This is a genomic window from Methylobacterium tarhaniae (genome assembly GCF_001043955.1).
Classification (GTDB): Bacteria; Pseudomonadota; Alphaproteobacteria; order Rhizobiales; family Beijerinckiaceae; genus Methylobacterium; species Methylobacterium tarhaniae.
Window position 1 is genome coordinate 52,776 of record NZ_LABZ01000013.1, and the last position, 26,036, is coordinate 78,811.

The 26,036-nt window shown below is 68.2% G+C and carries 24 protein-coding genes and 4 pseudogenes; 17 read left to right on the forward strand and 11 right to left on the reverse strand.

The genetic code is table 11. The features are described from left to right. Positions 1-200: 200 nt before the first annotated feature. Positions 201-779, reverse strand: a complete 579-nt coding sequence (locus VQ03_RS02250; protein ID WP_048449228.1) for a DUF1349 domain-containing protein — start codon at positions 777-779, stop codon at positions 201-203. A 302-nt stretch (positions 780-1,081) separates the two neighbouring features. On the opposite strand from VQ03_RS02250, the gene yghU reads away from it, so the two are divergent. Further along, positions 1,082-1,960 carry a glutathione-dependent disulfide-bond oxidoreductase gene (gene yghU, locus VQ03_RS02255; RefSeq protein WP_048449229.1) on the forward strand — a complete coding sequence of 293 codons (879 nt, stop codon included), beginning with the start codon at positions 1,082-1,084 and terminating at the stop codon, positions 1,958-1,960. Positions 1,961-2,119: 159 nt separating this feature from the next. Here the strand turns inward: yghU and VQ03_RS02260 are convergent, their stop codons facing one another. After that, positions 2,120-3,298 carry a CaiB/BaiF CoA transferase family protein gene (locus VQ03_RS02260; RefSeq protein ID WP_048449230.1) on the reverse strand — a complete coding sequence of 393 codons (1,179 nt, stop codon included), beginning with the start codon at positions 3,296-3,298 and terminating at the stop codon, positions 2,120-2,122. A gap of 200 nt (positions 3,299-3,498) precedes the next feature. After that, positions 3,499-4,524: a TRAP transporter substrate-binding protein gene (locus VQ03_RS02265; protein WP_048449231.1), complete on the reverse strand. Its 1,026-nt coding sequence runs from the start codon at positions 4,522-4,524 to the stop codon at positions 3,499-3,501. 407 nt (positions 4,525-4,931) lie between these two features. On the opposite strand from VQ03_RS02265, the gene VQ03_RS02270 reads away from it, so the two are divergent. Together VQ03_RS02270 and VQ03_RS02275 are read left to right on the forward strand one after the other, a co-directional pair. After that, positions 4,932-6,065 (forward strand): FAD-dependent monooxygenase, encoded by a 1,134-nt coding sequence (locus VQ03_RS02270; protein ID WP_048449232.1) that lies wholly within the window; start codon positions 4,932-4,934, stop codon positions 6,063-6,065. Positions 6,066-6,559: 494 nt separating this feature from the next. Then, positions 6,560-6,937 carry a DUF4440 domain-containing protein gene (locus VQ03_RS02275; protein ID WP_048449233.1) on the forward strand — a complete coding sequence of 126 codons (378 nt, stop codon included), beginning with the start codon at positions 6,560-6,562 and terminating at the stop codon, positions 6,935-6,937. A 76-nt stretch (positions 6,938-7,013) separates the two neighbouring features. Here the strand turns inward: VQ03_RS02275 and VQ03_RS02280 are convergent, their stop codons facing one another. Together VQ03_RS02280 and VQ03_RS34930 are read right to left on the reverse strand one after the other, a co-directional pair. Beyond that, the gene (locus VQ03_RS02280; RefSeq protein WP_048449234.1) at positions 7,014-7,400 is read right to left on the reverse strand and encodes a hypothetical protein; all 387 of its coding nucleotides are present in this window, start codon (positions 7,398-7,400) and stop codon (positions 7,014-7,016) included. 418 nt (positions 7,401-7,818) lie between these two features. Then, a complete protein-coding gene (locus tag VQ03_RS34930) occupies positions 7,819-7,953 on the reverse strand; it encodes a hypothetical protein (RefSeq protein WP_280948424.1) in 135 nt (44 codons plus the stop codon). Positions 7,954-8,142: 189 nt separating this feature from the next. On the opposite strand from VQ03_RS34930, the gene VQ03_RS32610 reads away from it, so the two are divergent. Both VQ03_RS32610 and VQ03_RS32615 read left to right on the forward strand, forming a co-directional pair. Continuing rightward, positions 8,143-8,316, forward strand: a complete 174-nt coding sequence (locus VQ03_RS32610) for a hypothetical protein (RefSeq protein WP_157063919.1) — start codon at positions 8,143-8,145, stop codon at positions 8,314-8,316. A 208-nt stretch (positions 8,317-8,524) separates the two neighbouring features. Next, on the forward strand, positions 8,525-8,677 hold the full coding sequence (locus tag VQ03_RS32615; RefSeq protein WP_157063920.1) for a hypothetical protein: 153 nt from the start codon (positions 8,525-8,527) through the stop codon (positions 8,675-8,677). Positions 8,678-8,692: 15 nt separating this feature from the next. Here VQ03_RS32615 and VQ03_RS02285 read toward each other — a convergent pair whose 3' ends face one another. After that, a complete protein-coding gene (locus tag VQ03_RS02285; RefSeq protein WP_157063921.1) occupies positions 8,693-8,944 on the reverse strand; it encodes a hypothetical protein in 252 nt (83 codons plus the stop codon). A 253-nt stretch (positions 8,945-9,197) separates the two neighbouring features. On the opposite strand from VQ03_RS02285, the gene VQ03_RS02290 reads away from it, so the two are divergent. From VQ03_RS02290 to VQ03_RS02310, 5 genes are all read left to right on the forward strand, one after another. Continuing rightward, on the forward strand, positions 9,198-9,425 hold the full coding sequence (locus VQ03_RS02290) for a hypothetical protein (RefSeq protein ID WP_048449236.1): 228 nt from the start codon (positions 9,198-9,200) through the stop codon (positions 9,423-9,425). A 252-nt stretch (positions 9,426-9,677) separates the two neighbouring features. After that, entirely contained in the window at positions 9,678-9,923 is a 246-nt protein-coding gene (locus VQ03_RS02295; protein WP_048449237.1) for a hypothetical protein, read from the forward strand. Positions 9,924-10,221: 298 nt separating this feature from the next. Then, positions 10,222-10,617 (forward strand): carboxymuconolactone decarboxylase family protein, encoded by a 396-nt coding sequence (locus tag VQ03_RS02300; RefSeq protein WP_048449261.1) that lies wholly within the window; start codon positions 10,222-10,224, stop codon positions 10,615-10,617. A gap of 37 nt (positions 10,618-10,654) precedes the next feature. Beyond that, positions 10,655-11,590 carry an NAD(P)-dependent oxidoreductase gene (locus VQ03_RS02305; RefSeq protein WP_280948425.1) on the forward strand — a complete coding sequence of 312 codons (936 nt, stop codon included), beginning with the start codon at positions 10,655-10,657 and terminating at the stop codon, positions 11,588-11,590. A gap of 10 nt (positions 11,591-11,600) precedes the next feature. After that, on the forward strand, positions 11,601-12,413 hold the full coding sequence (locus tag VQ03_RS02310; RefSeq protein ID WP_245291933.1) for an N-acyl homoserine lactonase family protein: 813 nt from the start codon (positions 11,601-11,603) through the stop codon (positions 12,411-12,413). 30 nt (positions 12,414-12,443) lie between these two features. On the opposite strand, the gene VQ03_RS02315 is transcribed toward VQ03_RS02310, so the two are convergent. Further along, positions 12,444-13,376, reverse strand: a complete 933-nt coding sequence (locus VQ03_RS02315; RefSeq protein ID WP_048449240.1) for a tyrosine-type recombinase/integrase — start codon at positions 13,374-13,376, stop codon at positions 12,444-12,446. Between the two features lie 201 nt (positions 13,377-13,577). Continuing rightward, a complete protein-coding gene (locus tag VQ03_RS34425) occupies positions 13,578-13,790 on the reverse strand; it encodes an ISL3 family transposase (RefSeq protein WP_048449241.1) in 213 nt (70 codons plus the stop codon). A 36-nt stretch (positions 13,791-13,826) separates the two neighbouring features. On the opposite strand from VQ03_RS34425, the pseudogene VQ03_RS34430 reads away from it, so the two are divergent. Continuing rightward, positions 13,827-13,955, forward strand: a pseudogene (locus tag VQ03_RS34430) (transposase); the annotation flags it as partial. An 87-nt stretch (positions 13,956-14,042) separates the two neighbouring features. Here the strand turns inward: VQ03_RS34430 and pcaF are convergent. From pcaF to VQ03_RS02335, 3 genes and pseudogenes are all read right to left on the reverse strand, one after another. Further along, entirely contained in the window at positions 14,043-15,248 is a 1,206-nt protein-coding gene (gene pcaF / locus VQ03_RS02325; protein WP_048449242.1) for a 3-oxoadipyl-CoA thiolase, read from the reverse strand. A 61-nt stretch (positions 15,249-15,309) separates the two neighbouring features. Continuing rightward, entirely contained in the window at positions 15,310-16,548 is a 1,239-nt protein-coding gene (locus VQ03_RS02330) for a CaiB/BaiF CoA transferase family protein (RefSeq protein WP_048449243.1), read from the reverse strand. Positions 16,549-16,777: 229 nt separating this feature from the next. Next, positions 16,778-18,307: pseudogene (locus tag VQ03_RS02335) on the reverse strand (3-hydroxyacyl-CoA dehydrogenase). 318 nt (positions 18,308-18,625) lie between these two features. Between VQ03_RS02335 and VQ03_RS02340 the strand changes: the two are divergent. From VQ03_RS02340 to VQ03_RS02370, 6 genes and pseudogenes are all read left to right on the forward strand, one after another. Beyond that, positions 18,626-19,498, forward strand: coding sequence for an IclR family transcriptional regulator (locus VQ03_RS02340; RefSeq protein ID WP_048449244.1), 873 nt, complete (start codon positions 18,626-18,628; stop codon positions 19,496-19,498). A 542-nt stretch (positions 19,499-20,040) separates the two neighbouring features. After that, a complete protein-coding gene (locus VQ03_RS02345) occupies positions 20,041-21,303 on the forward strand; it encodes an MFS transporter (protein WP_342586439.1) in 1,263 nt (420 codons plus the stop codon). 309 nt (positions 21,304-21,612) lie between these two features. After that, positions 21,613-22,338: pseudogene (locus VQ03_RS31435) on the forward strand (CoA transferase). A gap of 858 nt (positions 22,339-23,196) precedes the next feature. Continuing rightward, positions 23,197-23,919, forward strand: a pseudogene (locus VQ03_RS34435) (oxidoreductase); the annotation flags it as partial. Between the two features lie 152 nt (positions 23,920-24,071). After that, positions 24,072-25,205 (forward strand): NAD(P)-binding protein, encoded by a 1,134-nt coding sequence (locus tag VQ03_RS02365; protein WP_167376049.1) that lies wholly within the window; start codon positions 24,072-24,074, stop codon positions 25,203-25,205. Next, on the forward strand, positions 25,202-26,035 hold the full coding sequence (locus tag VQ03_RS02370) for an amino acid ABC transporter ATP-binding protein (RefSeq protein ID WP_083467724.1): 834 nt from the start codon (positions 25,202-25,204) through the stop codon (positions 26,033-26,035). Before VQ03_RS02365 ends, VQ03_RS02370 begins: the two co-directional genes overlap by 4 nt. Position 26,036 lies beyond the last annotated feature (1 nt).

Below are 26,036 nucleotides of genomic sequence, written 5' to 3' on the forward strand. Positions count from 1 at the left end.
ACGACGTCGATTCGGGCCGGAGCGACGCACCGCTCGGACTGTGCACGTCAGGTCAAGGTAGGCCCGGCGGGCGGGGTGGCAAGGGAATCGACGCAAGTCCGGCGGGCGGCCGGGCTGCCCGGACACCTTCATCCGCCCCGATCGGACGGGCGCAGCCGCGCGCTGCCGCCGGGTGAGCCGGCGCGGTCAGCGGGCGGCGTTCACGAGAGATCGTGCAGGGCCTTGCCCGCGGGCGCGCCGACCGAGAAATCGGAGAAATCGACGCTCAGGCCGGCGCGCTCCGGCGTGCAGCACATCGGACCGACGCTGTAGGAGGCGGCCCTCGGGAACGGGCACAGTCGCATCAGCGGCCAATGCGTACCGTCGGAGGATACCTGCAAGCGTAGCACGCCGGAAACGACGGTCGCCCGCAGCCAGAAATCCCCGGCGTCATGACCGTAGGGTGCGGTCGCCCAGTCGGATCGGCCGAGTGTCAGCACGCTGCTGATCATCGGGACACCGTCCGACAGCTCGATTCCCGCCTTGACCCACTCGCTCGAAGAGACCCGCACCATCAATCCGGCTTGATCGTACAAGTCCCGGTACCGGGCGCGGACCCGCACCTGTGCGGTGAAATCGCCGGCGGCGCGCACGGCGAAGAAGTGGCCCGTGTCTCGCGTGAAGCCGTAATGGGTTTCGCGCCAGAAATCCGTCGCCTCGTCCGTGACGACGTGGAGCCGGTCGCCAGCCATCCGCCAGCTGGCAGGTTCGTTGAGCCAGGTGCCGTCTTCGAAGCCCATCGTCCCGCCTCGCCGTGCCGCCCGTGCGATCCCTGCGCGTGAGCGGCCGGCAGCATCGAGCTTTCCGGCCGTTTGGCAAGGGCGGACGGAAGAGGTGGACGGAAGGGGAGGGGAGGCGGACCGGGCGGTGCCGGAGCGCACCGACGGGATGGGGACGAAGAGCCCCGCCGCCATCGCGGGTCCGGCATGCCCTCGCCTCGCGCCGGCATCCGTGCTCAAACTCGGCCCGCCCCGATCGCGGGGCAATCCTGTCCTATGGCCATCGACGCAACCGTATCAGCGATCGATCCCGGAGAGCGCTCATGAGCGATCCAGCCGACTACGTCCCGCCCAAGATCTGGACCTGGGACAAGGCGAGCGGCGGCCGTTTCGCCAACATCAACCGCCCGGTCGCGGGGGCGACGCACGAGAAGGCGCTGCCCGTCGGCCGCCATCCGCTCCAGCTCTACTCGCTCGGCACGCCGAACGGGCAGAAGGTCACGATCCTGCTGGAGGAGCTGCTCGCGCTCGGCCATGCGGGTGCCGAGTACGATGCGTGGCTCATCCGCATCGGCGACGGCGACCAGTTCGGCTCGGGCTTCGTCGAGGCCAACCCGAACTCGAAGATTCCGGCGCTCGTGGACCGCAGCGGTCCGGCGCCGATCCGCGTCTTCGAGTCGGGCGCCATCCTGACCTACCTCGCCGAGAAGTTCGGCGCCTTCCTGCCGACCGAGCCGGCCGCGCGCGCCGAGACGCTGTCCTGGCTGTTCTGGCAGATGGGCTCGGCGCCGTTCGTGGGCGGCGGCTTCGGCCACTTCTACGCCTATGCGCCGACGAAGTTCGAGTACCCGATCAACCGCTACGCCATGGAGGCGAAGCGGCAGCTCGACGTGCTCGACCGGCGCCTGGCCGACAATGAATTCGTGGCGGGCGACACCTACACGATCGCCGACATGGCGATCTGGCCCTGGTATGGCGGCCTGGTGAAGGGCTGGCTGTACGAGGCCGCCGAGTTCCTGGCGGTCGAGGATTACCGCCACGTCGTGCGCTGGGCCGACCAGATCCTCGCGCGACCGGCGGTGCAGCGCGGACGCAAGGTGAACCGCCTCACCGGCGAGCCGGCCGACCAGCTCCACGAGCGCCACGACGCGAGCGACTTCGACACGAGGACGCAGGACAAGCTCGCCGGACAGCCGGCCTGACGCGTCACGCCGGCCTTACGTCCGGCGCAGGTCGCCGAGACTCGCCGCGCGGGGGGCCTGCCCGGATCGGGAGAGGCCGGCCGGGCTCCTATCGGGGCGAGACGGGGGCCCTCGCGCGGAAGGCGGCACGGACCATGAGGGAAGCGGCCCGCACTCCCCTCATCGCCCGTCCGGCGCGGCCGCCAGGTCCTCGCGGATCTCGCGGTCTGCGCCGCCGAGGGAGGGCGGCATGCGCCGCACCGGCAGGCGCCGGCCGTCGAGCCGGTAGGGTGGGGCGAGGACGTGAGCCTGCGCGATCGCCTCGCCGCCCTGGGGCAGGAGAAGGCCGGCCCGCCGCGTCCGCTCCGAGGTCAGCGCCTCGTGCAGCCCCAGCACCTCGCCGCAGGGAATGCCGGCGGCGGTGAGGCGGGCGAGGAGGTCGGCCCGGCGGCGCTTGCCCAGTTCCGCCTCCATGATCGGCACGAACAGGGCCCGGTTCTTCGAGCGGTCGAGATTCGTCGCGAAAAGCGGGTCGGTGACGAGGTCGGGCCGCTCCAGCACCTGCTCGCAGAAGCGGCGGTACTGCGCGTTGTTGCCGACGGTGAGGACGATCGGCCCATCGCCGGTTTCGAACACGCCGTAGGGCACGATGGAGGGATGCGCGTTGCCGTAGCGGTCCGAGTCGGAGCCCTTCACCATCGTCTCCAGGCCGTAATAGGACGTCATGGCCAGTCCGCAATCATACAGGGCGAGTTCCACCAGGCGGCCCCGCCCGGTCCGCTCGCGCTGGAACAGGGCGGCGAGCACGGCTTGCGCGGCGTATTGCCCGGTGAAGAGATCGACCGCCGCGAGGCCGAACTTGAGGGGAGGGCGCCCGGCCTCGCCGTTGAGCGACATCAGCCCGGCCTCGCCCTGCACCACTAGGTCGTAGCCCGGCCGCGTGGCCTCCGGCCCGTCCGAGGCGTAGCCCGAGACCGAGCAGTAGATCAGCCGCGTGTTCTCCGCCGAGAGCGCTGCGTAGCCGAGGCCGAGCCGGTCGGCGCCGCCGGTCTTGAAGTTCTGCACCACGACATCGGCCTGCCGGGCCAGGTTCCGCACCAGGGCGAGGCCCTGCGGATCGGCGAGGTCGATGCCGATCGAGCGCTTGTTGCGGTTCACGCTGTCGAAGTACGAGGTGTTGGTCGCGCCGGTCTTCAGGCCCCAGTCGCGGGTGTCGTCACCGCGCTCGGGATGCTCGACCTTGATCACGTCGGCGCCGAGATCGCCCAAAACCTGGGCGCACCAGGGTCCGGCGAGCACCCGCGACAGGTCGAGGACGCGGATGCCGGCGAGCGGCAGGTCGTCGGGGTCGAACAGCATCACATCTCTCCTCGATCGGGCGTCGATGAGCCGCGCTCATCGCGGCCGGCATGTGGGACGGGGCCGTCTCGGGCGACCGCAGGACCGTACCGGTTCCGCACCGGGACGCGCGGCGACAGGAAGGCGTCGGACCGAAGCACTTGCGCGCCTGGCCCGATCGCCCGCGGCTCCCGATGCGGTCATGGCGCGAAGGACCGGCCTCAGCCGAGCTTGCCGGCCGCGGCCTCGAGCAGGCCCATCGCCTCGTCGCCGAACTTCTTGCGCCATTCCGCGTAGAACCCGCTCTTGCGCAACTCGTCCTTGAAGGGGGCGGTCTCGACGTCGTTGAAGGCGAGGCCCTTGCCCACCAGCTCCTCGCGCAGGGACGCGTTGAGCCGCGCCACGTCCTTGCGCTCGTCCAGGCAGGCGGCGTCGACGTTCCGGGCGAAGACGTCCTTCAGGTCGGCTGGCAGCTGGTTCCAGGCGCGGCGGTTGATCAGGAACCACCAGCCGTCCCACATGTGGTTCGTCACCGAGCAGTATTTCTGCACCTCGTAGATCTTGGCCGTGTTGATGATGACCGGCGGATTTTCCTGCCCGTCGACCACCTTGGTCTGCAGCGAGGAATACACTTCGGCGAAGTTGAGGCTGGTCGGAGCGGCGCCGAGGGAACGGAACAGCGAGGTCCAGAGCGCGCTCACCGGCACCCGGATCTTGAGACCCTGGAGGTCCTTCGGTTCCTTGATCGGCCGCACGCTGTTGGTGATCTGCCGGAAGCCGTTATCCCAGATCTTCTCCATGACGACGAAGCCGGCCTTCTCGATCTGGCCACGCAGGTGCTGGCCGAGGGGCCCGTCCATGCCGCGCCAGACCGCGTCGTAATCCGGGAAGGCGAAACCGAGGCCGTAGATCGACGAGGTCGGGATGATCGTCGAGAGCACGTTGACGCCCGAGAGGGCGAAGCATTCCAGTGCGCCGGAGCGCAGCTGCGAGAGCATGTCGCTCTGGCCGCCGAGCTGGTTGTTGGAGAAGATCTGAAGATCGACGCGCCCATCGGTCTGCGCGCGGATGGCGTCCGCGGCCTTGCGGGCGTGGATGTTGATCGGATGGGTATCGGGCACGTCGGTGCCGAGCTTGAAGACGAACTCGGCCGCCCGGGCATGGCGCAGCGGAAAGGCCGACCCGACGAGACCGGCGCTGAGCGTACCGGCGACCACGGCGCGGCGCGAAAGGGGGGCGCTCGACATCGTTCCTCCTGAGACTTTTATGGTTGGCGGCCGACGCCGCTGGATGGCGTTTTCGGTATGCTGCGGCGTTCGGAGTTCGTGTCCCGTGTTGATTGCCGCGCTTCGGAGTAGAGCACATTTTCTCTCCCCGGTGCCCAGGGCGATCGCATAGGGGCCCTGCCTGCCCGGCGGTTGCGGAGGCCGGCCTGCGGCGATGCCCGTCCAGGCTCGAACGGCCGGTCGTGGCGGGCGGTGGTCTCGATCGACCTCTCGGTGATCGCGCCGAGTTGATGCCGGGACTCGCCGAGCGCGATGGTACGCCCGTCCCGAGCGGGCGGCGTGGGGGAGGGGACGAGGCCACGTGCAACTCCTCGCGGATCGTGCATAGGGGATCGCGTCGTGCATCGGCGGGAGCAACGCGCAGTTCTATGACCACCGACCATGTCGATCGCGTCCTCGTCGCCGGCGGCGGCATCGCCGGCCTCGCGGTCCGGCGGGCCCTGCACCGGCGCGGCCTACCCTCCCTCACGCTGGAGCGGCGCGGGGACCCGGCGGAGGCCGGCCTGGCCATCAACCTGCCCGGCAATGCGGTGCGCGCCCTCGCCCAGCTCGGCCTGCTCGATGACCTGCGGGCGGTCGGCACCCGCGTGCGCCGGCGCGAGTATCGGACCGAGCGCGGCCGCCTGCTGTTCGCCGTCGACGAGGAGGCGTTCTGGGGCGTCGAGACCGGCCCGCATTGCTTGCGCCGCGGCGACCTCATGCGCCTCCTGCAACTCGACCTGCCCGCGGGCGACCTGCGCCTCGGCGCCGGTGTCGTCGCGGGCCGGCAGACCCCGCAGGGCGTGGAGGTCGATCTCGAGGACGGCACGGTCGAGCGCGGTGGCCTGCTCGTCGGTGCGGACGGCGTGCATTCGCGGGTCCGGCGCAGCCTGTTCGACGACCGGGCGCCGGGCGCGGCGCTGCTGGCCACGCAGAGCTGGCGGTTCATGGTGCCCAATCCGGGCGTCGAGGCCTGGACGCTGTGGGCCGGGGCCGGAGCGCTGTTCCTGCTCATCCCCGTCGATCGCGGCGAGGCCTATGGCTGGGTTTCGACGAGCGGCGGCCCCGTCGCGGGTCTCGACCCGGCCGGGCTGCGGCGCGCCTTCGCCCCCTTCCCCGATCTGGTCCGCGACACCCTCGAGACGGCGCTCGCGAAGCCCGCCTCGATCCATCATTCGCCGCTGGAGGAGGTCCGCATCCCGTCCTGGAGCCGCGACCGGACGGTCCTCGTCGGCGATGCGGCCCACGCGACCGCCCCGGTCTGGGCTCAAGGGGCCGCGCTCGCGCTGGAGGACGCGCTGGTCCTCGCCGACCTGCTGGAGGCGGGCCGCGACTGGCGCTCCGTCGGGCCCGACTACGAGCGGCTGCGCCGGCCGCGGGTGGCGCATGTCCAGGCCATGACCGACCGCCTGTCGCGAACCGCGCGCCTGGCGGGCTGGGCGAGGACCTTGCTGCTCCCGCGGATCGGACCGCGCAGCTACCGTGCCACCTACGACCCGCTTCGCACGGCGGTGACGAGCTGAGCCCGGCCGCACGGGCCCGCCTCCCGATCCCGGACCGGCCATGCCAGCCGTGGTCGTCCGTCCCCGATCGCGGCCGGAGCCGGGGCTCAGGAATCCGCGGCGGTGAACGACTGTCGCTGGGACGCCTCGAGTATTTTTGTCCACTTGAAAATTTCGATCTGCGCGTCAGCAATAATTAAAGATTATATTTATTTCTGATTGCTTGGCTAATCGAAGAGGCAGGCGCATTTCTTCAATAGATTGAGTGGCCTGCCCTCAGGCGGGCTCGTGCGAAAACGAGTTTTCCAAAGCGGACGATCGCACATGGCGGGAAATGGAATGTCTCGCCAGAGCGATCGACGTGGCGATATCTGCCCGGACGGGTGCCACCGCGACGATCGGGAAGGCGGGTGCATCGCCCGTCAACACCATGGCGAGTCTCGCCGAGACGCCGCGCCTGGAACGATCGCTTTCGCCCGCTCTTTTCTGACGCAAGATGTCTTCGGGAGAGCATGATGGACGACGATCGCGTATGGTCCTTCGAGAAGAGCCTCTGGCTCGGCGATGCGGATCACTATCGGGAACTCGTCGATGACGAGTGCCTGATGGTGCTGCCGCAGCCGCCTTTCGTGATGAGCGGGAAGCAGGCGATCGAGGCGGTGGCCCATACGCCCCGGTGGTCCGAGGTCGAGATTGCCCAGGAGCAAGTGTCGCGGCCGCAGGAGGGGCTGATCGTCATCGCCTACCACGCGAAGGCCTCGCGCGGCGAGGAGGCCTACGAGGCCCATTGCACCTCGGTCTATCGGCGGCTCGCGCACGATGAATGGCGGGTCGTGCAGCACCAGCAGACCCCACCCCTGATGAGCCGCCCCGCCGTGGACGCTGCCGGCTGAGGTCGGCGGCGCATCGCGCGGGAGCGACGCCTCAGCGACGCGGCGGGCCATGAGGCGCCGCCGCGTCGCCGCACGATCAGATCCTGTTCAGCTCTCGGATCAGGTGCTCAGGCCAGACGGCCTGCATGATCGCCCGAAATGAAAGTGGGCCCGACGCACAGGTATCGGGAGCCAGCCGCCGCCTGATCGACGCGGGAATCGGCGCCGTGCGCTTGACCAAGTCCGTGAGGGCGTCCTCGGCGGCTTTGATCGTCGCCGGCGAAGGATTGATGAGGGCGATGTCGATCGCCTGCTCGGTCGCATCCCACAGTTCCGGGGCGGCCGTCCTGCTCACGTCCAGGAGGCGGGCGCTATGCAAGGCGTCGTAAGCCTGTATGACCGTTTCGATACGCGCGAGACCGAACTCGGGATGCTCGACATCGGTCCATATGACGACGGCCCGGCTGAATTCATACGCGGACACAGGCGCCTCCAAGGTGTCGTTTGGAGAAACAACCCTTGGTTGATTTTCTGGTTCGAGTAGAAACGAAGGCGTCGCGCTCGTGCCTTCGGGATCATTAATGAGGAAAACGGTATTTTAAGCAAATCGAAGCGGAGGTGCGATGCACGCGGCCGCGCATTACAGCCTCATTCAGAGAAGACAGGTCGTATAGGGATATCCAGGCTCCGCGGCGAATGACGGCATCATCCGCCGGCTCGGGACGGGAACGGCTTGCGCGGTCTTGCTCCAGGCAAAGAGCGGAGCCCGAGCGGGTGCCCCCAGCTCGCCACGCCGGCTCTGCGCCAGGGACCATGGATCGCAAACGGCATGGCAGCGCGCGAGGGCCTCTCGCTCGGTGAAGAAGGCCGTCGCGACGCGGACCGATCCAACAGCGTATTGATCAGCCCAGCCGTGCGCCCTCATGCGCCAGGTAGGCCACGGCCTGGCCGTGGGTCAGCCCCGAGGCGAGGACGTCGCTGCCGCAATAGATCGTGTAGGTGCCGTCCTCGGTCCCGACGATGCGGATCTCAGGCATGGAGCGCTCCTCTGAGAAGCGGCTGCACGAACGCAACTGCGCCACGATACTCCGATCGGAGCGGAAGAGCGAGTCGGTCCGTCACCGATCTTCGCCCTCTCACGCAACATGACACGCAACACGGCTGCAATGGCGAAGCTTTACACGCCCCACATCGACGGTCACCCGAGACCTGCAGGGGATAACGCGATGCTGAACATCATCCGGATCTTCGCCGCCACCGCCATCCTGACTGCGTGGAGCCACGTGGCCCCCGTCACGGCGGCGCACATCGTTCCGATCGATCCGCCGAGCCACGCGGCGATGGCCGTCGCTGCCGACGCGCGGAGCTGTCCGCTGCGGGCTTGGCCCTATATCGGCTGACGCCGCGGGAGCGGGGCGCGATCCCGTCCTTGATCGTGCCGCATGGTCCGCGACGGGGAGGTATCCGCTTCGTCGACCACCATCCCGGCCTGCACCACCGCTCTCCTGCTGGCCGCGAGCCGATGGGTTCCCTCGCTGGACGGGGGCCGGTTCCGGCACGATGCTCGCATCCGAACGTTTCCCTCCTGATCGGAGAAGGAGCTTTGTCGTGCCGGACATTCGCAAACAGCGAAGCTACGATGGCCGCTGGATGGTATTCATCGGCAGTCAGATCATCGTTTCGGACCTGAGCGACGCCCAGGTCGAAGCCCTGCTTGCATCCTATCGCCGGGTCGTCCTGGACGGCGGCAAGGCGGAGTGAGGGCAGGGCGCGGCCTCAACACATCCCTTTCCTGTCCTCGATCTGCTTGAGCGCAGCAAGCTCTCGTCCCAGCTCGAGGAGCAGCATATCTGTCAGTCTCAGCAAGAACGGCTTTTCCAACTCTGCAATGTGATCGCGCATCGACAGGCACTGGTCGACGACGTGTTCCAACGGTTGCGGACGGGTTTCGGGTTCTGCCGTCAGATCAAGCAGCGTGATGGCTTCTGACGCTTCGGAACGAAGGGACGCAACTTTCTTGGCCTGCATCACGATCTCCCTGAGCCGGACCCCAACAATGAAAAAGCGCCTAAAATGCAACCCAATGATCTGGCGTCACGTCTGCCGGTTGCACGTCGTCAATTCGCCTCGGCTCGAAGCGTTCCGCAACCCCTGTTAACAAACGCTATTCCAGGTTGCGGGGCGGGCCACCTAAAAAATGACCGGATCCCGAATGCCTTTCGACTGGCGATCGGATTGCCGCCGCGTCGTCGGCACCGCACGTTCCGCCTCGAGGAGCGTCATGGACAAGAATGAAGAAGCCGGCCGCGTCATCGGCAGAACACTGGCCGACCGGCTACACCTGATCGAGAAGACGGTGGGATCGTCGTCGGAGTTCTCGCCGGAGGAAGAGTGTCTCGAGCTTGTTCGCGCTTTCAGCCGTATCGCCGATCGCCGGATTCGCCATCGCATCCTCACCCTCGTCCAAGCGTCGGCCGACCGAGAGATCAATTTCGATAAACATCAATAGACATGTTTATCTGCGATGATCTGCGCCAGCCACTGGCTGTTTGGCGTCATCCGTCTGCATCTAAAAGTATCGTTGACGCATCGCGGTTCGCCTCACAGTTGCTTCTGCGTGCCATGGTCTGTCGCCCAATCCCGGCCGATGATGCCGTCCCGATTGCAGGGCCACCCTCTTCGTCGGGCCTGAGTGTGTCCTGTTCGCTGCTGCGCACCCGCACGGATCGCGGTAGGTGCACGCCGCGGGAGAACAGTTCGAATGTGGCACACTGCCATCGGGTATTGGGCTGTCGCGGCCACATCTGCGATCGTGATACGCCATTTCGGTGCGCCACGGGTGATGATCATCGTATTCGTGCTGTCGGGCATTGCAGCCTCGGTCGCGACGGGCTTTCAGGCGGGGGCCGGCCTGGTCGGGTCGCGGATCCCGGCGATCGCCGCAGGCCAGGAGCCGTCGCGCCCGGCCTTCTATCGGTCCACGCGCGAATGCGGCCCCTGGCAGTAAGGCCGCAGGTCGAAAGACGACGACCTTCGATTCCGTTCTCGAATCTTCGCCCGAGCCCAAGGTCTCGGATGTCTGGCCTTGGTATCGAACATCCGTGACCGGTCAACGGCCTCGTCGATCTCGGGCCTGCCGGAAGATCGACGTCGATGCGCCAGCATCCTGGGCTCAGTCGATCTCAGCTGCGCTCACGCAAGCGAGGACGGCGAGCGACGCGCATCCGTTTTGCCGCCGGGGCCGGTCGATCTCCGTCCTGTTGCCTGCTAGCGTGCCGGCAACGAACTCTTCAGGGGGGATGGCGATGGCGGAAAGCGAACAGTTCGAGAAGGGACTCGAAGTCCGCCGGGCGGTACTCGGCGCGGCCTACGTCGATGGCAGCCTCGCCAAGGCCGACGACTTCATGATGGCGTTCCAGCGAATCACCACGGAATGGTGCTGGGGCTATGCCTGGACGCGGGACGGGCTCGATCGCAAGACACGCTCGATGCTCAACCTCGCGATGCTGACGGCCCTGTCGAAGCCCGCGGAGCTCAAGCTGCACGTCAAGGGTGCGCTCGCCAACGGCGTGAGCGTCGAGGAGATCAAGGAAATCCTGCTCCACGCCACGGTCTATTGCGGCATTCCCGCCGGGCTCGAGGCGTTCAAGGCCGCGCACGAGGTGCTCAAGGCCGAAGGAGCCCTGCCCGACGAGACGTGACGGGCGGGCACGCGGCTCGCGGGGCGGCCCGCGCACGGTGAAGGACGACCAGGATCGGAACGGTGTCATGAGCCTCGACCTCTCCTCCGCCCGGATCGCGTTCCTGGGCCTCGGCAAGATGGGCCTGCCCATGGCGAGCCGGCTCGTCGCGGCGGGCTGGACGGTCACGGGGTTCGATCCCTCCCCGGCGGCCCGCGAGGCCTTCGCGGCGACCGGCGGCGCGGCGGCGTCCTCGGCGAGGGAGGCGGCCGAGCAGGCCGCCCTCGTCGTGACGATGCTGCCGGACGGCAAGACCGTGCGCGCCGCCCTCACGGGGCCGGAGGGCGTCGCCGGGCGCCTCGCACCGGGCGCGATCGTGGTCGACATGAGCTCGTCGGCGCCGGTGGGCACGCGCGAACTGGCGCAAGAGCTCGCCGATGCGGGGATCGTGCTCCTCGACGCCCCGGTCTCGGGCGGGGTGAGACGCGCCGTCGACGGCACCCTCGCCATCATGGTCGGCGGGGACAAGATCGCGGCCGCGACGGTGCGCCCGCTCTTGGAGCGCCTCGGCACCGCGATCTTCGAGACGGGCCCGATCGGCTCCGGCCACGCCATGAAGGCCTTGAACAACTACGTCTCCGCCGCGGGCCTCACCGCGGCCTGCGAGGCGCTCCGGATCGGCGAGCGCTTCGGCCTCGATCCCGAGCTGATGACGGACATCCTGAACGTCTCGACGGGCCGGAACAACGCGACGGACGTGAAGCTGAAGCCCTACGTGATCCCGAAGAGCTTCACGTCGGGTTTCACCATGGCGCTGATGGCCAAGGATCTGCGCACGGCCGACGACCTCGCGCTCCACGAGGGCATCCCGGCGCCTCTGTCACGGACCATCGCCGCCCTGTGGCAGAGGGCGCTGGAGGAACTCGGGACGGAGGCGGACCACACCGCGATCGATATGTATCTCGCGAACCTTCCCGTGCCGGCCAGGGAGTGAGGAGATCGGCGTGTCGGTCTACGAGATCATCGCGCTGCGTTACGCGACGCACGACCGCCCGGCCTCGGCGAACCTCCTGTATGCGCCGGAGCCCGGCGGGGATCCGCACGACGCGCCGATGCCGATCGACTATTTCGTCTGGGTGATCCGCAACGAGGCTCGAACCGTCGTCGTCGATACCGGCTTCGACTGGCCCTCCTGCGAGGCCTACGGCCGCACCATGGTGCGTCACCCGCTGGAAGGCCTCCGGGCGCTCGACGTCGATCCGGCAGGCGTCCGCGACGTGGTGATCACGCATCTCCACTACGATCACGCCGGCAACCTGTCCGCCTTCGCCAACGCGACCTTCCACCTGCAGGATGCCGAGATGGCCTATGCGACGGGGCGTTGCATGTGCCACGCGCGCCTGCGCGGGGCCTTCTCGGTCGAGGACGTCTGCACCATGGTGCGCCGCGTCTACGAGGGACGGGTCGCCTTCGTGGACGGATCGGGCGAGATCGCCCCCGGCATCACGGTCCACGCCGTCCCGGGACACACCCGCGGGCTGCAATGCGTGCGCGTCGAGACCGCGCGCGGCCCCGTCGTCCTCGCCTCGGACGCGGCGCATTTCTACGCGAACCTCGCCCAGCAGAATCCATTCCCGATCGTCGTCGACATCGCCGCGATGATGGAGAGCTGGCGCGAGCTCGGGCGGCTTGCCGGCGACCCTGAGCGGGTCGTCCCCGGTCACGACCCGCTCGTCATGACCCGCTATCCCCGGCATCCCTCGACGGAGGTCGAGGCCGTGCTCCTCCATCTCCCGCCCCGGAATCCGGGGACGTGACGAGGCGGCGGGCCTCCCGATCGGCACGCATTAGGACGAGGGATCTCCCAGCGGGTGAAGGTCCCTGACCATCCTCTGCGCCCGCGAGAGCTCCACCTTGATGTAGACCTCCGTCGTGCCGAGATCGGCATGGCCCAGGAGTTCGCCGATGACCCGCAGATCCGCGCCGTTCTGAAGGAGGTGGGTCGCGAAGGCGTGGCGCAGCTTGTGCGGCGACCAGCGGGAGGCATTCGCGATTCCGGCGGCCGCGGCGGTCTCCTTGATCTCCTTGAGCGCCGCATCGATCGTCAGGTGCTGCTCGCCGTGCGAGACCCGGTGGAACAGCCAGACATCCGACCGCGACCCATAGCGGCCCGCCAGTTCACGCCACAGGCCGATGGCCTCGACCGCCCGGTCGTGGAGCGGAACCAGCCGCTCCTTGCCGCCCTTGCCCCGGACATGGAGCATCCGGGTTCCGGGCCGTACCGCATCGGCCGGGCGCGTCACCGCCTCGGAGACGCGCATCCCGCTCGCGTAGAGCGTTTCGAGAAGGGCGGCACGCCGCGCGTATCCGGCCTGCCGGTAGAGACCGACGGACCCATCCCGGGCCATGGCATGGGCCGTCTCGATCAGGCGGTCGACGGCCTCGACGCTCGGCGTGAACGGCAGGCGCTCGGGCCGCTGCATCGGCTGGAGATCGACGGCCGGATTGGTGGCTCCGAGGCCTTCCGCCACCATGAAGCGATGAATGCCGGTGGCGACCGAGCGGCGGCGGCTGATCGTCGAGTGGGACAGGGCTCGCTGATCGAGGTGGGCGAGATAGGCCACCATGTCCTGCCGCGTCACGTCGGCAAGGCGTCGTTCCCCCAGCCAGCCGAGATAGCAGTCGGTATCGCGGCGGTAGGTCTTCAGCGACGACGCGGCGGTTCCGCGTTCGGCCGCCAGCGCGTCGAGCCAGAGGCGGATGATCTCGGCGTTGGTCATCCCCGGAGCATGGTTGCGACCGGTTAACGGCCGCTTCCCAGGGATCACCAAGCCTGTTCGTGCTGGGACCAGCTCGCCGTAGACGGGCCCGTCCCGGGGAGGAGATGCACAAGGCCCCGAACGCAAACACCCCCGCGAGGCTGGAAGTGTAGCCGCCGGTGTGAAACTGGCTCTCCCGCGTTTGTGGTGCAGGCGTAGCGGTCATGCCGCCAGCATCCGGGCACGCAGCAGGTCGAGCTTGGCCCGACCGTACATCGTCCGCTTCAGCGTCTTCACGCGGTTGCTCTGCCCCTCCACCGGGCTCGTGCTCCAGGGCGGCGCGAGCGCGGCTTCCACGGCAGCCCGATCGAGGCGCAGATCGGCGACCTGATCAAAGCCGATCCAGAACTCCGCCCTCTCAACCAGCGCCTTCAAACCGCGCCGGGTGTAGGTCCGATCGTTGCCGCGACATTGATCGCTGAGCTGCCTGAACTCGGGCAGCTTGATCGCCGCAGCATTGCTGCCCTGGCGGGCTTGGCACCGATCGCGCGTGACAGCGGCAAGCGTGTCGGCCCACGCAGCGTCGGCGGTGGCCGGCCGATTGTCCGAACGATCCTTTACCTCGCAGCCCTGCAGGCCTCGCGGCGGTGTGCCGCATTCCGAGACTCCCGCCAGCGCCTCCAGTTGTCAGACGCGCGCGAGCGCGAGCGCGATACCCTGGCCGACGCCGACGCACATGCAGGCCAGGGCCCTTGCGTGCGACGACAGGGACAGTTCCAGCGCGGCAGTGCCGGCGAGCCGCGCGCCACTCATGCCGAGCGGATGCCCGAGCGCGATGGCGCCGCCGTTCGGGTTGACCCGCGGATCGTCGTCGCCAAGGCCGAGTCGGCGTAGGACCGCCAGGCCCTGCGACGCGAAGGCCTCGTTCAGCTCCACGACATCGAGGGAGCCGACCTCCCATCCGAGGCGGGCGAGCAGGCGGCGGGTCGCCGGGACGGGGCCGATCCCCATCACGCGCGGCGCGACGCCCGCCGACGCCCCGCCGACGATCCGGGCGATCGGCGTGAGGCCGTGCCGGCGCGCTGCCGCCTCGGAGGCGACGACCAGGGCCGCGGCGCCGTCGTTGACCCCCGAGGCATTGCCCGCCGTCACCGTCGCGCCGGCCGTCCGGTTGACCGGCTTCAGCTTGGCGAGGGTGTCGAGGCTCGTCGGGCGCGGATGCTCGTCGGTCGCGACCCGGACGGGCTCGCCCTTGCGCTGCGGCACCTCGACGGCCACGATCTCGCGGGCGAGGCGTCCGTTCGCCTGCGCGGCCGCCGCCTTCTCCTGGCTGCGCAGGGCGAAGAAATCCTGGTCGGCGCGGCCGACCTCGTAGTCGACCGCCACGTTGTCGGCGGTCTCCGGCATCGAATCGACCCCGTACCGGGCCTTCATCAGCGGGTTGACGAGGCGCCAGCCGATCGTCGTGTCGTGGACCTCGGCCGAGCGCGAGAAAGCGGCCTCGGCCTTGGGCATGACGAAGGGCGCACGGCTCATGCTCTCGACGCCGCCGGCGACGACGAGCTCGGCCTCGCCGGATTTGACGGCCCGGGCCGCCGCCGTTACGGCATCCAGGCCCGAGCCGCACAGGCGATTGATCGTGGTGCCCGGGATGGTCTCCGGCAGGCCCGCGAGCAGCAGGGACATCCGGGCGACGTTCCGGTTGTCCTCGCCCGCCTGGTTGGCGCAGCCGAAGATCACGTCGTCCACGCTCTCCCAGTCGAGACCGGGATTGCGCGCGACGAGGGCCCGGAGCGGGACCGCCCCGAGATCGTCGGCCCGGACCGATGCGAGCGCGCCGCCGAAGCGACCGATGGGCGTGCGGATGTAGTCGCAGATGAAGGCGTCGGTCATGGGCCGGGCTCGTCTCTCGGATCGGTGCGGGGATGGTCGGGGGCGGTGACGGCGCGCGCCCTCAGGGCCGGCCGGGCAGCCCGATGATGCCCTGGCGCTCCAGCGCCTCGAGCCGCGCCTCGTCCAGGCCGGCCAGCCGCCGGAGGACGGAGGCGGTATGCTCGCCCAGCGTCGGCGGCGGTGCGCGATAGGTGACCGGGGTGTCCGACAGCTTGATCGGGCTCCCCACCGTCACGAAGTCCCCGTTCTCGGGATGCGGGATGCGCACCAGCATGTCGCGCGCCTTGACCTGCGGCTCGTCGAGGGCCTGGGCGATGTCGTTGATCGGCCCGACCGGGACGCCGTGGGGATGGATGCGGTCGATCCACTCCTGCGCGGTGCCGGTGAGAAAATGTGCGGCCAGGATGCCGATCACCTCGGCGCGGTGGACCACCCGATCGGAATTGCGCGTGAAGCGCGGATCGGCCGGCAGGTCCGGCAGCCCGATGGCCCGGCACAGGGAGGCGAACTGGGAATCGTTGCCGCAGGCGATGACGAAGTCACGGTCGGAGGCACGGAAGACCTGGTAGGGAACGATGTTGGCGTGGGCGTTGCCGTAGCGGCCGGGCGGCCGGCCCGAGGCGAGATAGTTCTGGCTCTGGTTGCACAGGGTCGCGATCTGGACGTCGAAGAGGGCCATGTCGACGTGCTGGCCCCGGCCGGTCCGGTGCCGGTTCAGGAGCGCGGCCTCGATTCCCACGACCGCGTAGAGCCCGGTCATCAGGTCGGCGACGGCGACGCCCACCTTCTGGGCGCCTCCGCCCGGCAGGTCGTCCCGCTCGCCGGTGATGCTCATCAGCCCGCCGAGGCCCTGGACGATGAAGTCGTAGCCGGGCTCCGCCGCCCGCGGGCCGGTCTGCCCGAACCCGGTCACCGAACAATAGACCAGCCGCGGGTTGATCGCCGACAAGGTCGCGTAGTCGAGCCCATACTTCGCGAGCGAGCCGGCCTTGTAGTTCTCGATGAGGACGTCGCTGTCCTTCGCGAGGGCGCGGATCAGCTCCTGGCCCTCAGTGGAGGCGATGTCGATCGCGACGGAATATTTCCCGCGGTTGGTCGACTGGTAGTAGGAGGATTCGCGCGTCGGCCGGCCGTCGCCGTCCGGCATCCACGGCGGGCCCCAGTCGCGGGTGTCGTCGCCGCGCCGCGGGCGCTCGATCTTGATGACCTCCGCCCCGAGATCGGCCAGGGTCTGGCTGCACCAGGGTCCGGCGAGAACCCGGCTCATGTCGAGCACCCGCACGCCTGTCAAAGCACTCATCGTCGGTCGTCTCTCCTCCCGGTTCTGTTGGCCGTGACGCGCGCCGGGTCGCGCGGCAGCGGGCGCCGGCTTCGCGCAGGGAAGCCGGCGAGGGCGCAGTGGGTCTGCTGTGACGCGGCCGTCCGCCCCAGAGCATTTTCCGACGAAGTGGATACCGGTTCGTCGCAGAAAATGGGGCAAAAACAAAAACTTAGAGCACTTCGCGATTGCAACGCGATCGTTAAGTGCTCTAGACGGGGGATGTTCCCGGGTCGCGCAGGGACAGGCCGAGCTGGGCCCGGCGGCGCAGCCACGGGCTCGGCCGGTAGCGGGGGTCGCCGGTCGTCGCGAGCAGGCGGGTCAGGATCGTGTGCAGGCGCTCCGGCCCGAGGGCGTCGCCCCAGGCCAGCGGGCCGCGCGGGTAGCCGAGACCGAGCCGCACGGCGTCGTCGATGTCCTCGACGCTCGCGATGCCCTGCTGGGCGATATCGCAGGCGAGGTTCACGATGGCCGCCAGGGTCCGCTGCACCACGAAGCCGACGCTGTCGGACACGACCGTCACCCCGGTGCCGTCCCGCGTCAGCAGGGCGTGGGCGGCGTCCCGGAACGGCGCGCCGGTGGCCGGCGTCACCATCAGCGTGCGGTGCCGGTCGAGCCCGGGCAGGAGATCGAGGCCGAGCGTCCGGCGCGGGTCCGTGCCGTGCAGCAGGTACGCCGTCGTCACATCGTGGCCTTAGGGCGCGAGCAGGCAGAGCGCCTCACGCGACGGGGCCGCCCCGTCCTCGACCGACGCGCCGAGCCCGACCAGCAGCGCGCGAACCGCGTCGCGGTCCGGCTCGGTCTCGGCACCGATCCAGACCGGCGGAAGCATGTCGACCGCCGGCACGGGCTGGGGCGGCGGCGGATCGACCGGCTTCCCGTCCCGGTACCGGTAGAAGCCGTGCCCGGCCTTCCGGCCGATCCGGCTGCCCTCCAGCATCTGCCGCGTGAGCGCCGACGGCCGGTAGCGCGGCTCCTGGTAGAACTGCTCGTAGATCGATTCCATGACCGGGTGGGACACATCGATCCCGGTGAGGTCGAGAAGCTCGAACGGGCCCATCCGGAACCCCGCCGCCTCGCGCAGGATGCGGTCGATGTCGCCGGACGAGGCGATGGACTCGCCGAGCATCATCAGCGCCTCGGTCCCGTAGGCGCGCCCGGCATGGTTGACGACGAAGCCCGGCGTGTCCTTCGCCCGCACGGCGCGATGGCCCATCCGCTCGGCGAGCGACACCAGAGCGTCGCCGACGGCAGGGGATGTCGCCAGGCCGTCGACGACCTCGACGACCTTCATCAGGGGGACGGGATTGAAGAAATGGAAGCCGGCGACGCGCCCGGGGTGCCGGGCGGCGCGGGCGATGGTGGTGACCGACAAGGAGGAGGTGTTCGTCGCCAGGATGCAGCTCTCGCCGACGACGTCTTCCAGGGCGGCGAGCAGGGCGCGCTTGGGCTCGAGCCGCTCGACGATGGCCTCGACGACGAGGTCGCAGGCCGCGAGATCGGACAGGCGGCCGGCGACGTGTAGGCGCGAGGCGGCCTCCGCTGCCGCGTCCGCGCCGATCTTGCCCTTGTCCGCCAGTATCCGCAGCGTCGCGACGAGGTTGGCGCGGGCTGCATCGGCCGCGCCGTCCCGCGCGTCGAAAAGGTGGACCGCGAGCCCGGCCTGCGCGGCGATTTGGGCGATCCCGGTGCCCATGACGCCGGTGCCGATGATCGCCAGGGCGTGGATGGAGTCTGCCATGCTCAGCGCCCGACGATGGTGGCGTGCGCCGGGCCATACCCGCGCCATGCCCGATCCACAGGAGGCGCGGCGTCGTCCGCGTGGTCGGTCCTCGTCATGGCTCCTCCGATAAATTTCGCTGTGCGAAATTGAGTTTCGCCGTTACCATATGCGCGAGTTTCCCGGATTGTAAATGCCCTTCGCGCAGCAAACTTACCGATGAATAGGAACCTTATCTCGGGGTAAGCCAAGTTGGGCTTGCGTCGATCCGCGACCTGCCATAATTTCGCTACGCGAAATTGATTTCCGCATATTGACATGCCGTAGGGAACCGATCAAATGCGCCGCAAGAAGAGTGGCCCGGACAACCGGAGCTCCGACCCCAGTCCCGACGCGATGGCCGATGCAATGCCGGGCGTCCTCGGTCCATTGGAAGCGCCATGGGAGGAAGATCGACAGTTCGTGACGGCGCTCGGCCGAGGGCTCGAGATCCTGCGCTGCTTCACGCCGAAAGAGAATTCGCTTGGCAACCAGGACATTGCGGCGATGACCGGGCTTCCGAGGCCGACGGTCTCGCGCCTGACCTACACCCTCCTGCGTCTCGGCTATATCAGGCAGGATCCGCGCACCGGGCGCTACCAGCTGGACATCGGCGTACTCGGTTTCGGCTACGCGATGCTGTCCAACATGGTGATCCGGTCGGTCGCAGGCCCGCTGATGGAAGGACTTGCCGACCACGCGAAGGCGGCCGTGGCCATGGCCGCGCGCGACAGGCTGCAGATGGTCTATGTCGACGTGGTTCAGGGTCAGGGCAACATGACCATGCGTCGCCCGATCGGCAGCGGCGTGCCCCTGGCCGAGAGCGCGATCGGTCGGGCCTGCCTTGCCGCGATGCACGAGAGCGAGCGGGAATTCCTGCTCGATCATGTGCGGCAGCGCGACCCGTCGGCATGGCCGTCGGTGCGCAAGGGCGTGGAGCGGGCCCTGCGCGACTACGAGGATTACGGCTACTGCCTGTCGATCGGGGAGTGGTACAAGGAGGTGAATACGGTGGGCGTGCCCCTGGTGCACGGCCAGTATGGCATTCTCGCGTTCAACTGCGGCGGGCCGAGTTTTCACCTCCCGCGCGAGAAGCTCGAGGAGGATATCGGCCCTCGGCTGGTCGAGATGGTGCGGAACATCGGCGCCGCGGTCCCGTCATCGCTGGGATGACGCACCAGCAACAAAGAATAGATGCTCGATCCGGGGCCGCGATACCATCGGGTCGATCACGGCCTCCGTCCGTCACTGACGGAGGTCCCGATCTCCTGCAAGCACGATGTCGCCGCCGCGCCGGATGACATCGTAGAGCAAACGGTCACTGCCGAGGCATGATCGGGCCGAGCACAGAGTAAGAAGACCATCACGAGAAAAGCACTCGATGGAGCCGCACTCTCATCCTGGCTCGATCGTCTGATCGCGTGACAATCGTCGACGGCGAGCCGGTCGTCATGCCGTCGGCCTGCCTCGGCGGTCTGACCAGAGCGGCCGGTCGCGTCCATTGCAGAGTCAATCCAAGAACGTGGAGCAGGCCGGCTCGGTCCGACGCCCGGCTAAACCACTGAATTCTCCGATTCGAACCCGGCCGCAACGGACCCGGATGCGGGGCCGACACGCGGCTGCGTACCCGCCGGACGCCTCGTTTGGCCCATCCGCATCGACTTGAAACCTGAGGGAGGTTCCTGGTGAGTAGTTCAGCCGCCACGAGCGTGGGCGTGCAAGGCACGGCCACGCAGAGCAAGACGTGGATCTACGCCTTTATCTTCTGTTTTCTCGGCCTGCTGATCGACGGCGCCGATCTGCTGCTGCTGGCCTACGCTCTGACGAGCATCAAGGCCGAGTTCGGGCTCACCAGCGTGGAAGCTGGCAGCCTCGGCAGCATCACGCTCGCCGGCATGGCGATCGGCGGCATCTACGGCGGCTGGGCCTGTGACCGGTTCGGCCGGGTCCGGACCGTCACGTGGACGATCGTCCTGTTCTCGGTCGGCACCGCCCTGCTCGGCTTCACGCACAGCTACCTGCAATTCGGCGCCGCGCGCTTCGTGTCCTCCCTGGGGCTAGGAGCGCTCTACGTCGCCTGCAACACGCTGATGGCGGAGTACGTGCCGACCAAGTACCGCACGACCGTGCTCGGCACCCTGCAAGCCGGCTGGTCGGTCGGCTACATCGTGGCGGCGCTGCTCGCCGGTTGGCTCCTGCCCACCTACGGCTGGCGCTGGCTGTTCTTCGTCGCGATCATCCCGGTGGTCCTGTCGATCTTCATGCGCCGGCTCGTCCCGGAGCCCGAGAGCTGGGTGAAGGCCAAGGCCGCTCGCCAGGAGATCGCCCGGCAGGACCGAACCGCCGCTGCGTCTGCGCCGTCCCGGCCGCGCGAGAATGCATTCAAGGCGGTCTTCGGCGATCCGCGCGCCCGCAGCATGTTCCTGTTCTGGGCCGCCACCGCCGGGATGCTGCAATTCGGCTATTACGGCGTCAACAACTGGCTTCCCTCCTATCTCGAGACCGAGATGGGCATGAAGTTCGGCTCCGTCACGTCCTACCTCATCGGCAGCTACACGGCGATGATCCTGGGCAAGGTGATCGCGGGTGTCGCGGCGGACAGGTTCGGGCGGCGCGCCGTCTTCGCCTTCGGCGCGCTCGGCACCGCGATCTTCCTGCCGGTGATCGTGCTGTGGCACACGCCGGGCAACATCCTCTGGCTGCTGGTCGTCTTCGGCTTCCTGTACGGCGTGCCCTACGGCGTCAACGCCACCTACATGGCCGAGAGCTTCCAAGCCCGGTACCGTGGCACGGCGGTGGGCGGCGCCTATAACCTCGGGCGGCTCGGCGCGGCCCTGGCCCCGATCGTCATCGGCTACTTCGCCAGCCGGTCGTCGATCGGCCTCGGGTTCCTGGTCATGGGGGCTGCCTACTTCGTGTGTGGCCTGATCCCGGCTCTGTTCATCCGCGAGAAGCAGTTCGACCCCAAGACCCAGTAAGCCAAAACCCGTATTCCAAGATAACATCGCTTGTATGATGTTCCCGCCCGGACCTCCGGGCGGGGTTCGTGCTTGTGCCGATCTTCGCCTGTTGCAGGACACCGGATTTCGATCCTCGGTCCCGAAACATCGGCAAGCGCCCCCCAATCCTGCCTCAGATCGAGACGACCCGGCGTAAGGCGAGCGACCGGACCAAGCCTGACAGCGGTAGCGAACACGGCTCGTCGCCACCGCATCGCGGAGGAGATGTGATGCTGGTCGACCCCGATGACCTGCCGCTCGCCGGCATCCGCGTGCTCGACTTGTCGCATGTTCTCGCCGGCCTCCGCTGCGTCCAAGGTGCTGGGCGATCTCGGCGCGGACGTGATCAAGGTCGAGCATCTCGGACGCGGCGACGACACCCGCGACTGAGGCGTGAGGACCAGCGCCACCAACACCTCGTCCTTCGACAGCGCGAACCGCAACAAGCGCTCGATCGGCATCGACCTCGCCGACTCGGAAGGTCTCGCCGTGGTGCGGGGCCTTGCCCGGCGGAGCGATGTCGTGATCCAGATCTTCAAGACCGGCGGCGCCGATCGAATCGGCCTCGGCCATGCGACGCTCGCCGTCGAGAATCCGCGGCTGAGCTACTGTTCGATCTCGGGCACCCCGTCGGACGGACCGGAGGCCACGCGGCCGGGCTACGACCTCGTGGTGCAGGGCGAGCCAGGAGGCGCTGCATCGTGCGTCGGCGGGGCTCGCGTCGAGCCACATGACGCAACTCGGGCACGCTTGCGAGATCGGCGCGGATCGTCAGGCCCGGTCGTGCCATGGCCGCCTTCTGCTGTACAGACACCACGCCAACAGAGACGCGCTTCACAGCCAACTCACGTTCGAGTCAACAGCAAAGCGCGGCGGTATCGGCCCAACAGACTTCGATATTCGTCACACCAAGAACCTTTGACAGTCATTCCGCTTCTACAGCATGACGGCCGGTCTCGCGGTAACGCGCGGCGCCGTACAGAACCGGTATCACGACGACGGAGACGATCCTAGTGAAGCGCCGATTTGATCTTCTGGCCCACATCAGCAGGCACCCACGCCATCCAAACGGCTTCGTCGTTCCTCAGGAAGTGCTTCGCACCATCTTCCCCGGTTGCCTGATTGTCCGTCATCCAAGCAAGTTGGCGGTTGAGAAGGTCGTTGGTGAAGGTGCGAGCTTTCAATTAACTTAAAGTCGGGCCCGCCCGCTTGGCGAACTTGTCTCCGATCAGAGTCACGATCCGGCTCGGCGCCCAGGCATTGGGTTTGGGATCCCGGCACTCGAGCTGGATCGTGCATTGGGCATTCGGTCGGGATCATGGCATGGATGAGGGGTATCGAACGGCTGGAGACTGGGCAGAATAGTGCACTAGTTGAGCGCAATCCTCACGCTTTCGGACGCATTATCATCACCGCACTGCGCGGGACTCGCAATCCTCTTACGGCAGCAACCCGCCGATATTCGTGGTCAGGCTGCCACGAAAGGCGACCGAGATCGCGACTGCTTCGACAGCCCGCTTCGGGCGCCGGATACGGTCTCTCTTAGAGAAGCTTTTTGTCGGTTTGGATGGCGCGTTCGTCGAATCGGGTGAACTTGATCGGATTTCCGCGACGCACTCAAGAACGTATATTCAACCTATTTTGATCAGAAATAACTCTTATATACTGAACTAATTAGAAATTTTATAATTATTTATTGAGAAACGATAAAAATTGTCTTATGTCATGCGCACAGGTCACTGACGCAGCCTGGATCATTCCGGCGCATCATGAGTTCATGACGTAATTTCTCTTTTCAATTCGACCAGATCGATCACGATCCTTCCAAGGTCGGTTCGGCCCGGAACGGGCAACCCCACGGGAGAAAATCGAATGCCGGAAGCGTCTTCTCCGTCGTTCCCGTACGCAACATCTCCGATCTCCTTGCGGGGAAAGAATCTCAGGTCCCGCATCTACCTGCCCGCCCATCAGCCGGGTCTGGCCGAAGGCGGACTGCCGGGCGAACGCTACGTCGACTACCACCGCCAGCGCGCCAGATCCGGCATGGGAATGCAGATCACCGGCGCCACGCCGGTCGTCTGGTCGGAGGTCTGGGCGGACGGGCTGACGCTCGTCAACGTCGACGACCGCATCATTCCCGGATACCGGACGCTCGCGCGCGCCGTGCACGACGAGGGCGGCCTGATGCTCGCCCAGCTGGCCCATGTCGGGGCGATGGAGACGTCGGGCGACACGATCATCTCCTCGTCCTGGGAACGCTCCGAGCTGACCTGGCGGATGTCGCGCGAGGCGACCGCCGAGGAGCTCGCGACGATCACGGAGCTTTACCGCGCGGCGGCACGGCGCTGCCGCGAGGGCGATCTCGACGGCATCGAGGTCACGATGGCGCACGGCATGCTGCTCGCCAGCTTTCTCTCGCCCGCGATGAACCGCCGGACCGACGCGTTCGGCGGCGACCTCGAGGGGCGGACGCTCTTTCCCCGCAACGTGGTCGCGGCGGTGCGCGACGCGATGGGCGAGTCGGCGATCATCGGCGTGCGCCTCTCGGGCGACGAGATGATCGAGGACGGGATCGACGGCGGCGAGGCCGCCGCCATCGCCAAACGGCTCGTCGCGACGGGGCTGATCGATTACGTCAGCGTGACGGCCGGCAGCAACACGCGCAAGCTCGCCCGTGTCGACCATTGGCCCCCGACCCCGCTCCCTTCGCCGCCTTCCGGCATTTATCGCGCGCGGTCCGAGACGCGGTGGACGTACCCGTCGCGACGGTCGGGCGCGTCACGAGCCTGGCGATGGCCGAGGAGATCCTGGCGGCCGGCGATGCCGATCTCGTCGGAATGGTGCGGGCGAACATCGCCGATCCGCGCCTGCTGCCCAAGAGCATGGCGGATGCGCCGAAGACGGTGCGCCCCTGCATCGGCGCCAATGTCTGCATCAACGCGCTCCTCGACCACAAGACCCTGACCTGCATGGTCAATCCCGAGCTCGGGCGGCCGCTCTCGACCATCGACCGGCCGATCGGCGCCGCGCGCTCGGCCCTCTTGATCGGCGCCGGCCCGGCGGGCCTGGAGGCGGCGCGACGGCTCGCCCTGCGCGGCTTCTCGACGAGGCTGATCGAGGCGCGCGACCGCGTCGGCGGGCAGATGGAGCGCTGGTCGCAGACGCCGTCGCGGCAGGAATTTCTCAAGGCCGTGCGCTGGTGGGAGGACGAGCTCGAGCGGCTCGGCATCGACGTCGCGCTCGAGACGACGGCGGACGTCGCCGAGATCATGCGGCACCGCCCCTCCGTCGTCATGCTGGCGACCGGCTCGACGCCGATCGTGCAGGGCAGCGCCGACCTCGCCGGCACGCCCGTCTTCGGCCCCTACGACGTCCCCGCGTCGGGCGGCCACGTCCTCGTCCAGGACGAGATCGGCCGGCTCTCCGCGATGCTCACCGCCGAGCGGCTGGCGGCGGGATGGCGGCGTGTGACGCTCGTTACCTCCGCCATGCATCCCGGCGAGGGCGAAGGCGTCACGACCGCCTACACGCTGCTGCGCGCACTCGGCCGCGCCGGCGTCGAGATCGTCGATCGCTCCAAGCTCGTCTCGGTCCGGGACGGTCGCGCCGTCCTGAGCGGCGTCTTCGACGAAGCCCGCCCGGTGATCGAGGGCGTCGACGCCGTGGTCCCGCTGCTCGGCGCCGTCAGCCACATCCCGCTCGCGGCGGAGTTGCAGGCGGCGGGCGCGACGGTCCACCGCATCGGCGACGCCAAGCTGCCGCGCGACGTGACCGCCGCCGTGAAGGACGCCGCGGACACCGTCTGGTCGCTCGACGTCCACAACAGCGCCGGGACGCCGAGCGAATCCCTGTCCCACTCGGTCGCCGCCACGCTGTCATGATCCAGACCCCGATCCTCAAGCCCGGCCCGCGGCAGGACGGGCCGCACCCCGATCACGCCGCCGCCGGTCGCCCGCAGCCCTCCGCCCCGGTCGTGCGCATCGAGAATCTGGTGAAGCGCTACGGCGCCTATGTCGCGCTGCACGAGATCGGGTTCGAGCTGAAGAGCGGCGAGGTCGTCGCCATCATCGGCCCGAGCGGATCGGGCAAGTCGACGCTCCTGCGCTGCGTCAACCAGCTCGAACAGCCGGATGGCGGGTGCATCACCGTCGCCGGCCAGAGGTTCGAAGGCGGGAAGGAGCATTCCAGGGCTGCCCTCGACACGCTGCGCCGCACGGTCGGGATGGTCTTCCAGTCGTTCAACCTGTTTCCGCACATGACGATCCTGCGCAACGTGAGCATCGCGCAGGAGCGGGTGGCCGGCCGCAGCCGCAAGGATGCCGAGGACCGCGCGATGCACCTTCTCGCTCGCGTCGGCCTCGCCGACAAGGCGGGGCAGTACCCGGCCCGCTGCTCGGGTGGCCAGCAGCAGCGCATCGCCATCGCCCGCGCCCTGGCGCTCGATCCGCAGATCATGCTGTTCGACGAGCCGACCTCGGCGCTGGACCCCGAACTGGGGCTGGAGGTCCTCGCCGTCATGCGCGAGCTCGCGGAGTCGGGCATGACGATGATCGTCGTCACGCACGAGATGCGGTTCGCCGAGAACGTGTCCGACCGGGTGGTCGTCATGGCGGACGGCCGGGTCATCGAGGAAGGCCCGAGCCGGGAGCTGATGCGTGACCCGAAGACCGAGCGGACCCAGCGCTTCCTCCACGCCGTCAGGGACCGCTGAC

Coding starts and splice junctions, on each gene's coding strand:
- yghU (WP_048449229.1), top strand. CDS start 1,082: ATGAGCGATCCAGCCGACTACGTCCCGCCCAAGATCTGGACCTGGGAC.
- VQ03_RS02285 (WP_157063921.1), bottom strand. CDS start 8,944: ATGCAGGCCAAGAAAGTTGCGTCCCTTCGTTCCGAAGCGTCAGAAGCC.
- VQ03_RS32610 (WP_157063919.1), top strand. CDS start 8,143: ATGCTGAACATCATCCGGATCTTCGCCGCCACCGCCATCCTGACTGCG.
- VQ03_RS34930 (WP_280948424.1), bottom strand. CDS start 7,953: ATGCCTGAGATCCGCATCGTCGGGACCGAGGACGGCACCTACACGATC.
- VQ03_RS02250 (WP_048449228.1), bottom strand. CDS start 779: ATGGGCTTCGAAGACGGCACCTGGCTCAACGAACCTGCCAGCTGGCGG.
- VQ03_RS02275 (WP_048449233.1), top strand. CDS start 6,560: ATGGACGACGATCGCGTATGGTCCTTCGAGAAGAGCCTCTGGCTCGGC.
- VQ03_RS02315 (WP_048449240.1), bottom strand. CDS start 13,376: ATGACCAACGCCGAGATCATCCGCCTCTGGCTCGACGCGCTGGCGGCC.
- VQ03_RS02270 (WP_048449232.1), top strand. CDS start 4,932: ATGACCACCGACCATGTCGATCGCGTCCTCGTCGCCGGCGGCGGCATC.
- VQ03_RS02370 (WP_083467724.1), top strand. CDS start 25,202: ATGATCCAGACCCCGATCCTCAAGCCCGGCCCGCGGCAGGACGGGCCG.
- VQ03_RS02330 (WP_048449243.1), bottom strand. CDS start 16,548: ATGAGTGCTTTGACAGGCGTGCGGGTGCTCGACATGAGCCGGGTTCTC.
- VQ03_RS02295 (WP_048449237.1), top strand. CDS start 9,678: ATGTGGCACACTGCCATCGGGTATTGGGCTGTCGCGGCCACATCTGCG.
- VQ03_RS02300 (WP_048449261.1), top strand. CDS start 10,222: ATGGCGGAAAGCGAACAGTTCGAGAAGGGACTCGAAGTCCGCCGGGCG.
- VQ03_RS02340 (WP_048449244.1), top strand. CDS start 18,626: ATGCGCCGCAAGAAGAGTGGCCCGGACAACCGGAGCTCCGACCCCAGT.
- pcaF (WP_048449242.1), bottom strand. CDS start 15,248: ATGACCGACGCCTTCATCTGCGACTACATCCGCACGCCCATCGGTCGC.
- VQ03_RS02260 (WP_048449230.1), bottom strand. CDS start 3,298: ATGCTGTTCGACCCCGACGACCTGCCGCTCGCCGGCATCCGCGTCCTC.
- VQ03_RS02265 (WP_048449231.1), bottom strand. CDS start 4,524: ATGTCGAGCGCCCCCCTTTCGCGCCGCGCCGTGGTCGCCGGTACGCTC.
- VQ03_RS02290 (WP_048449236.1), top strand. CDS start 9,198: ATGGACAAGAATGAAGAAGCCGGCCGCGTCATCGGCAGAACACTGGCC.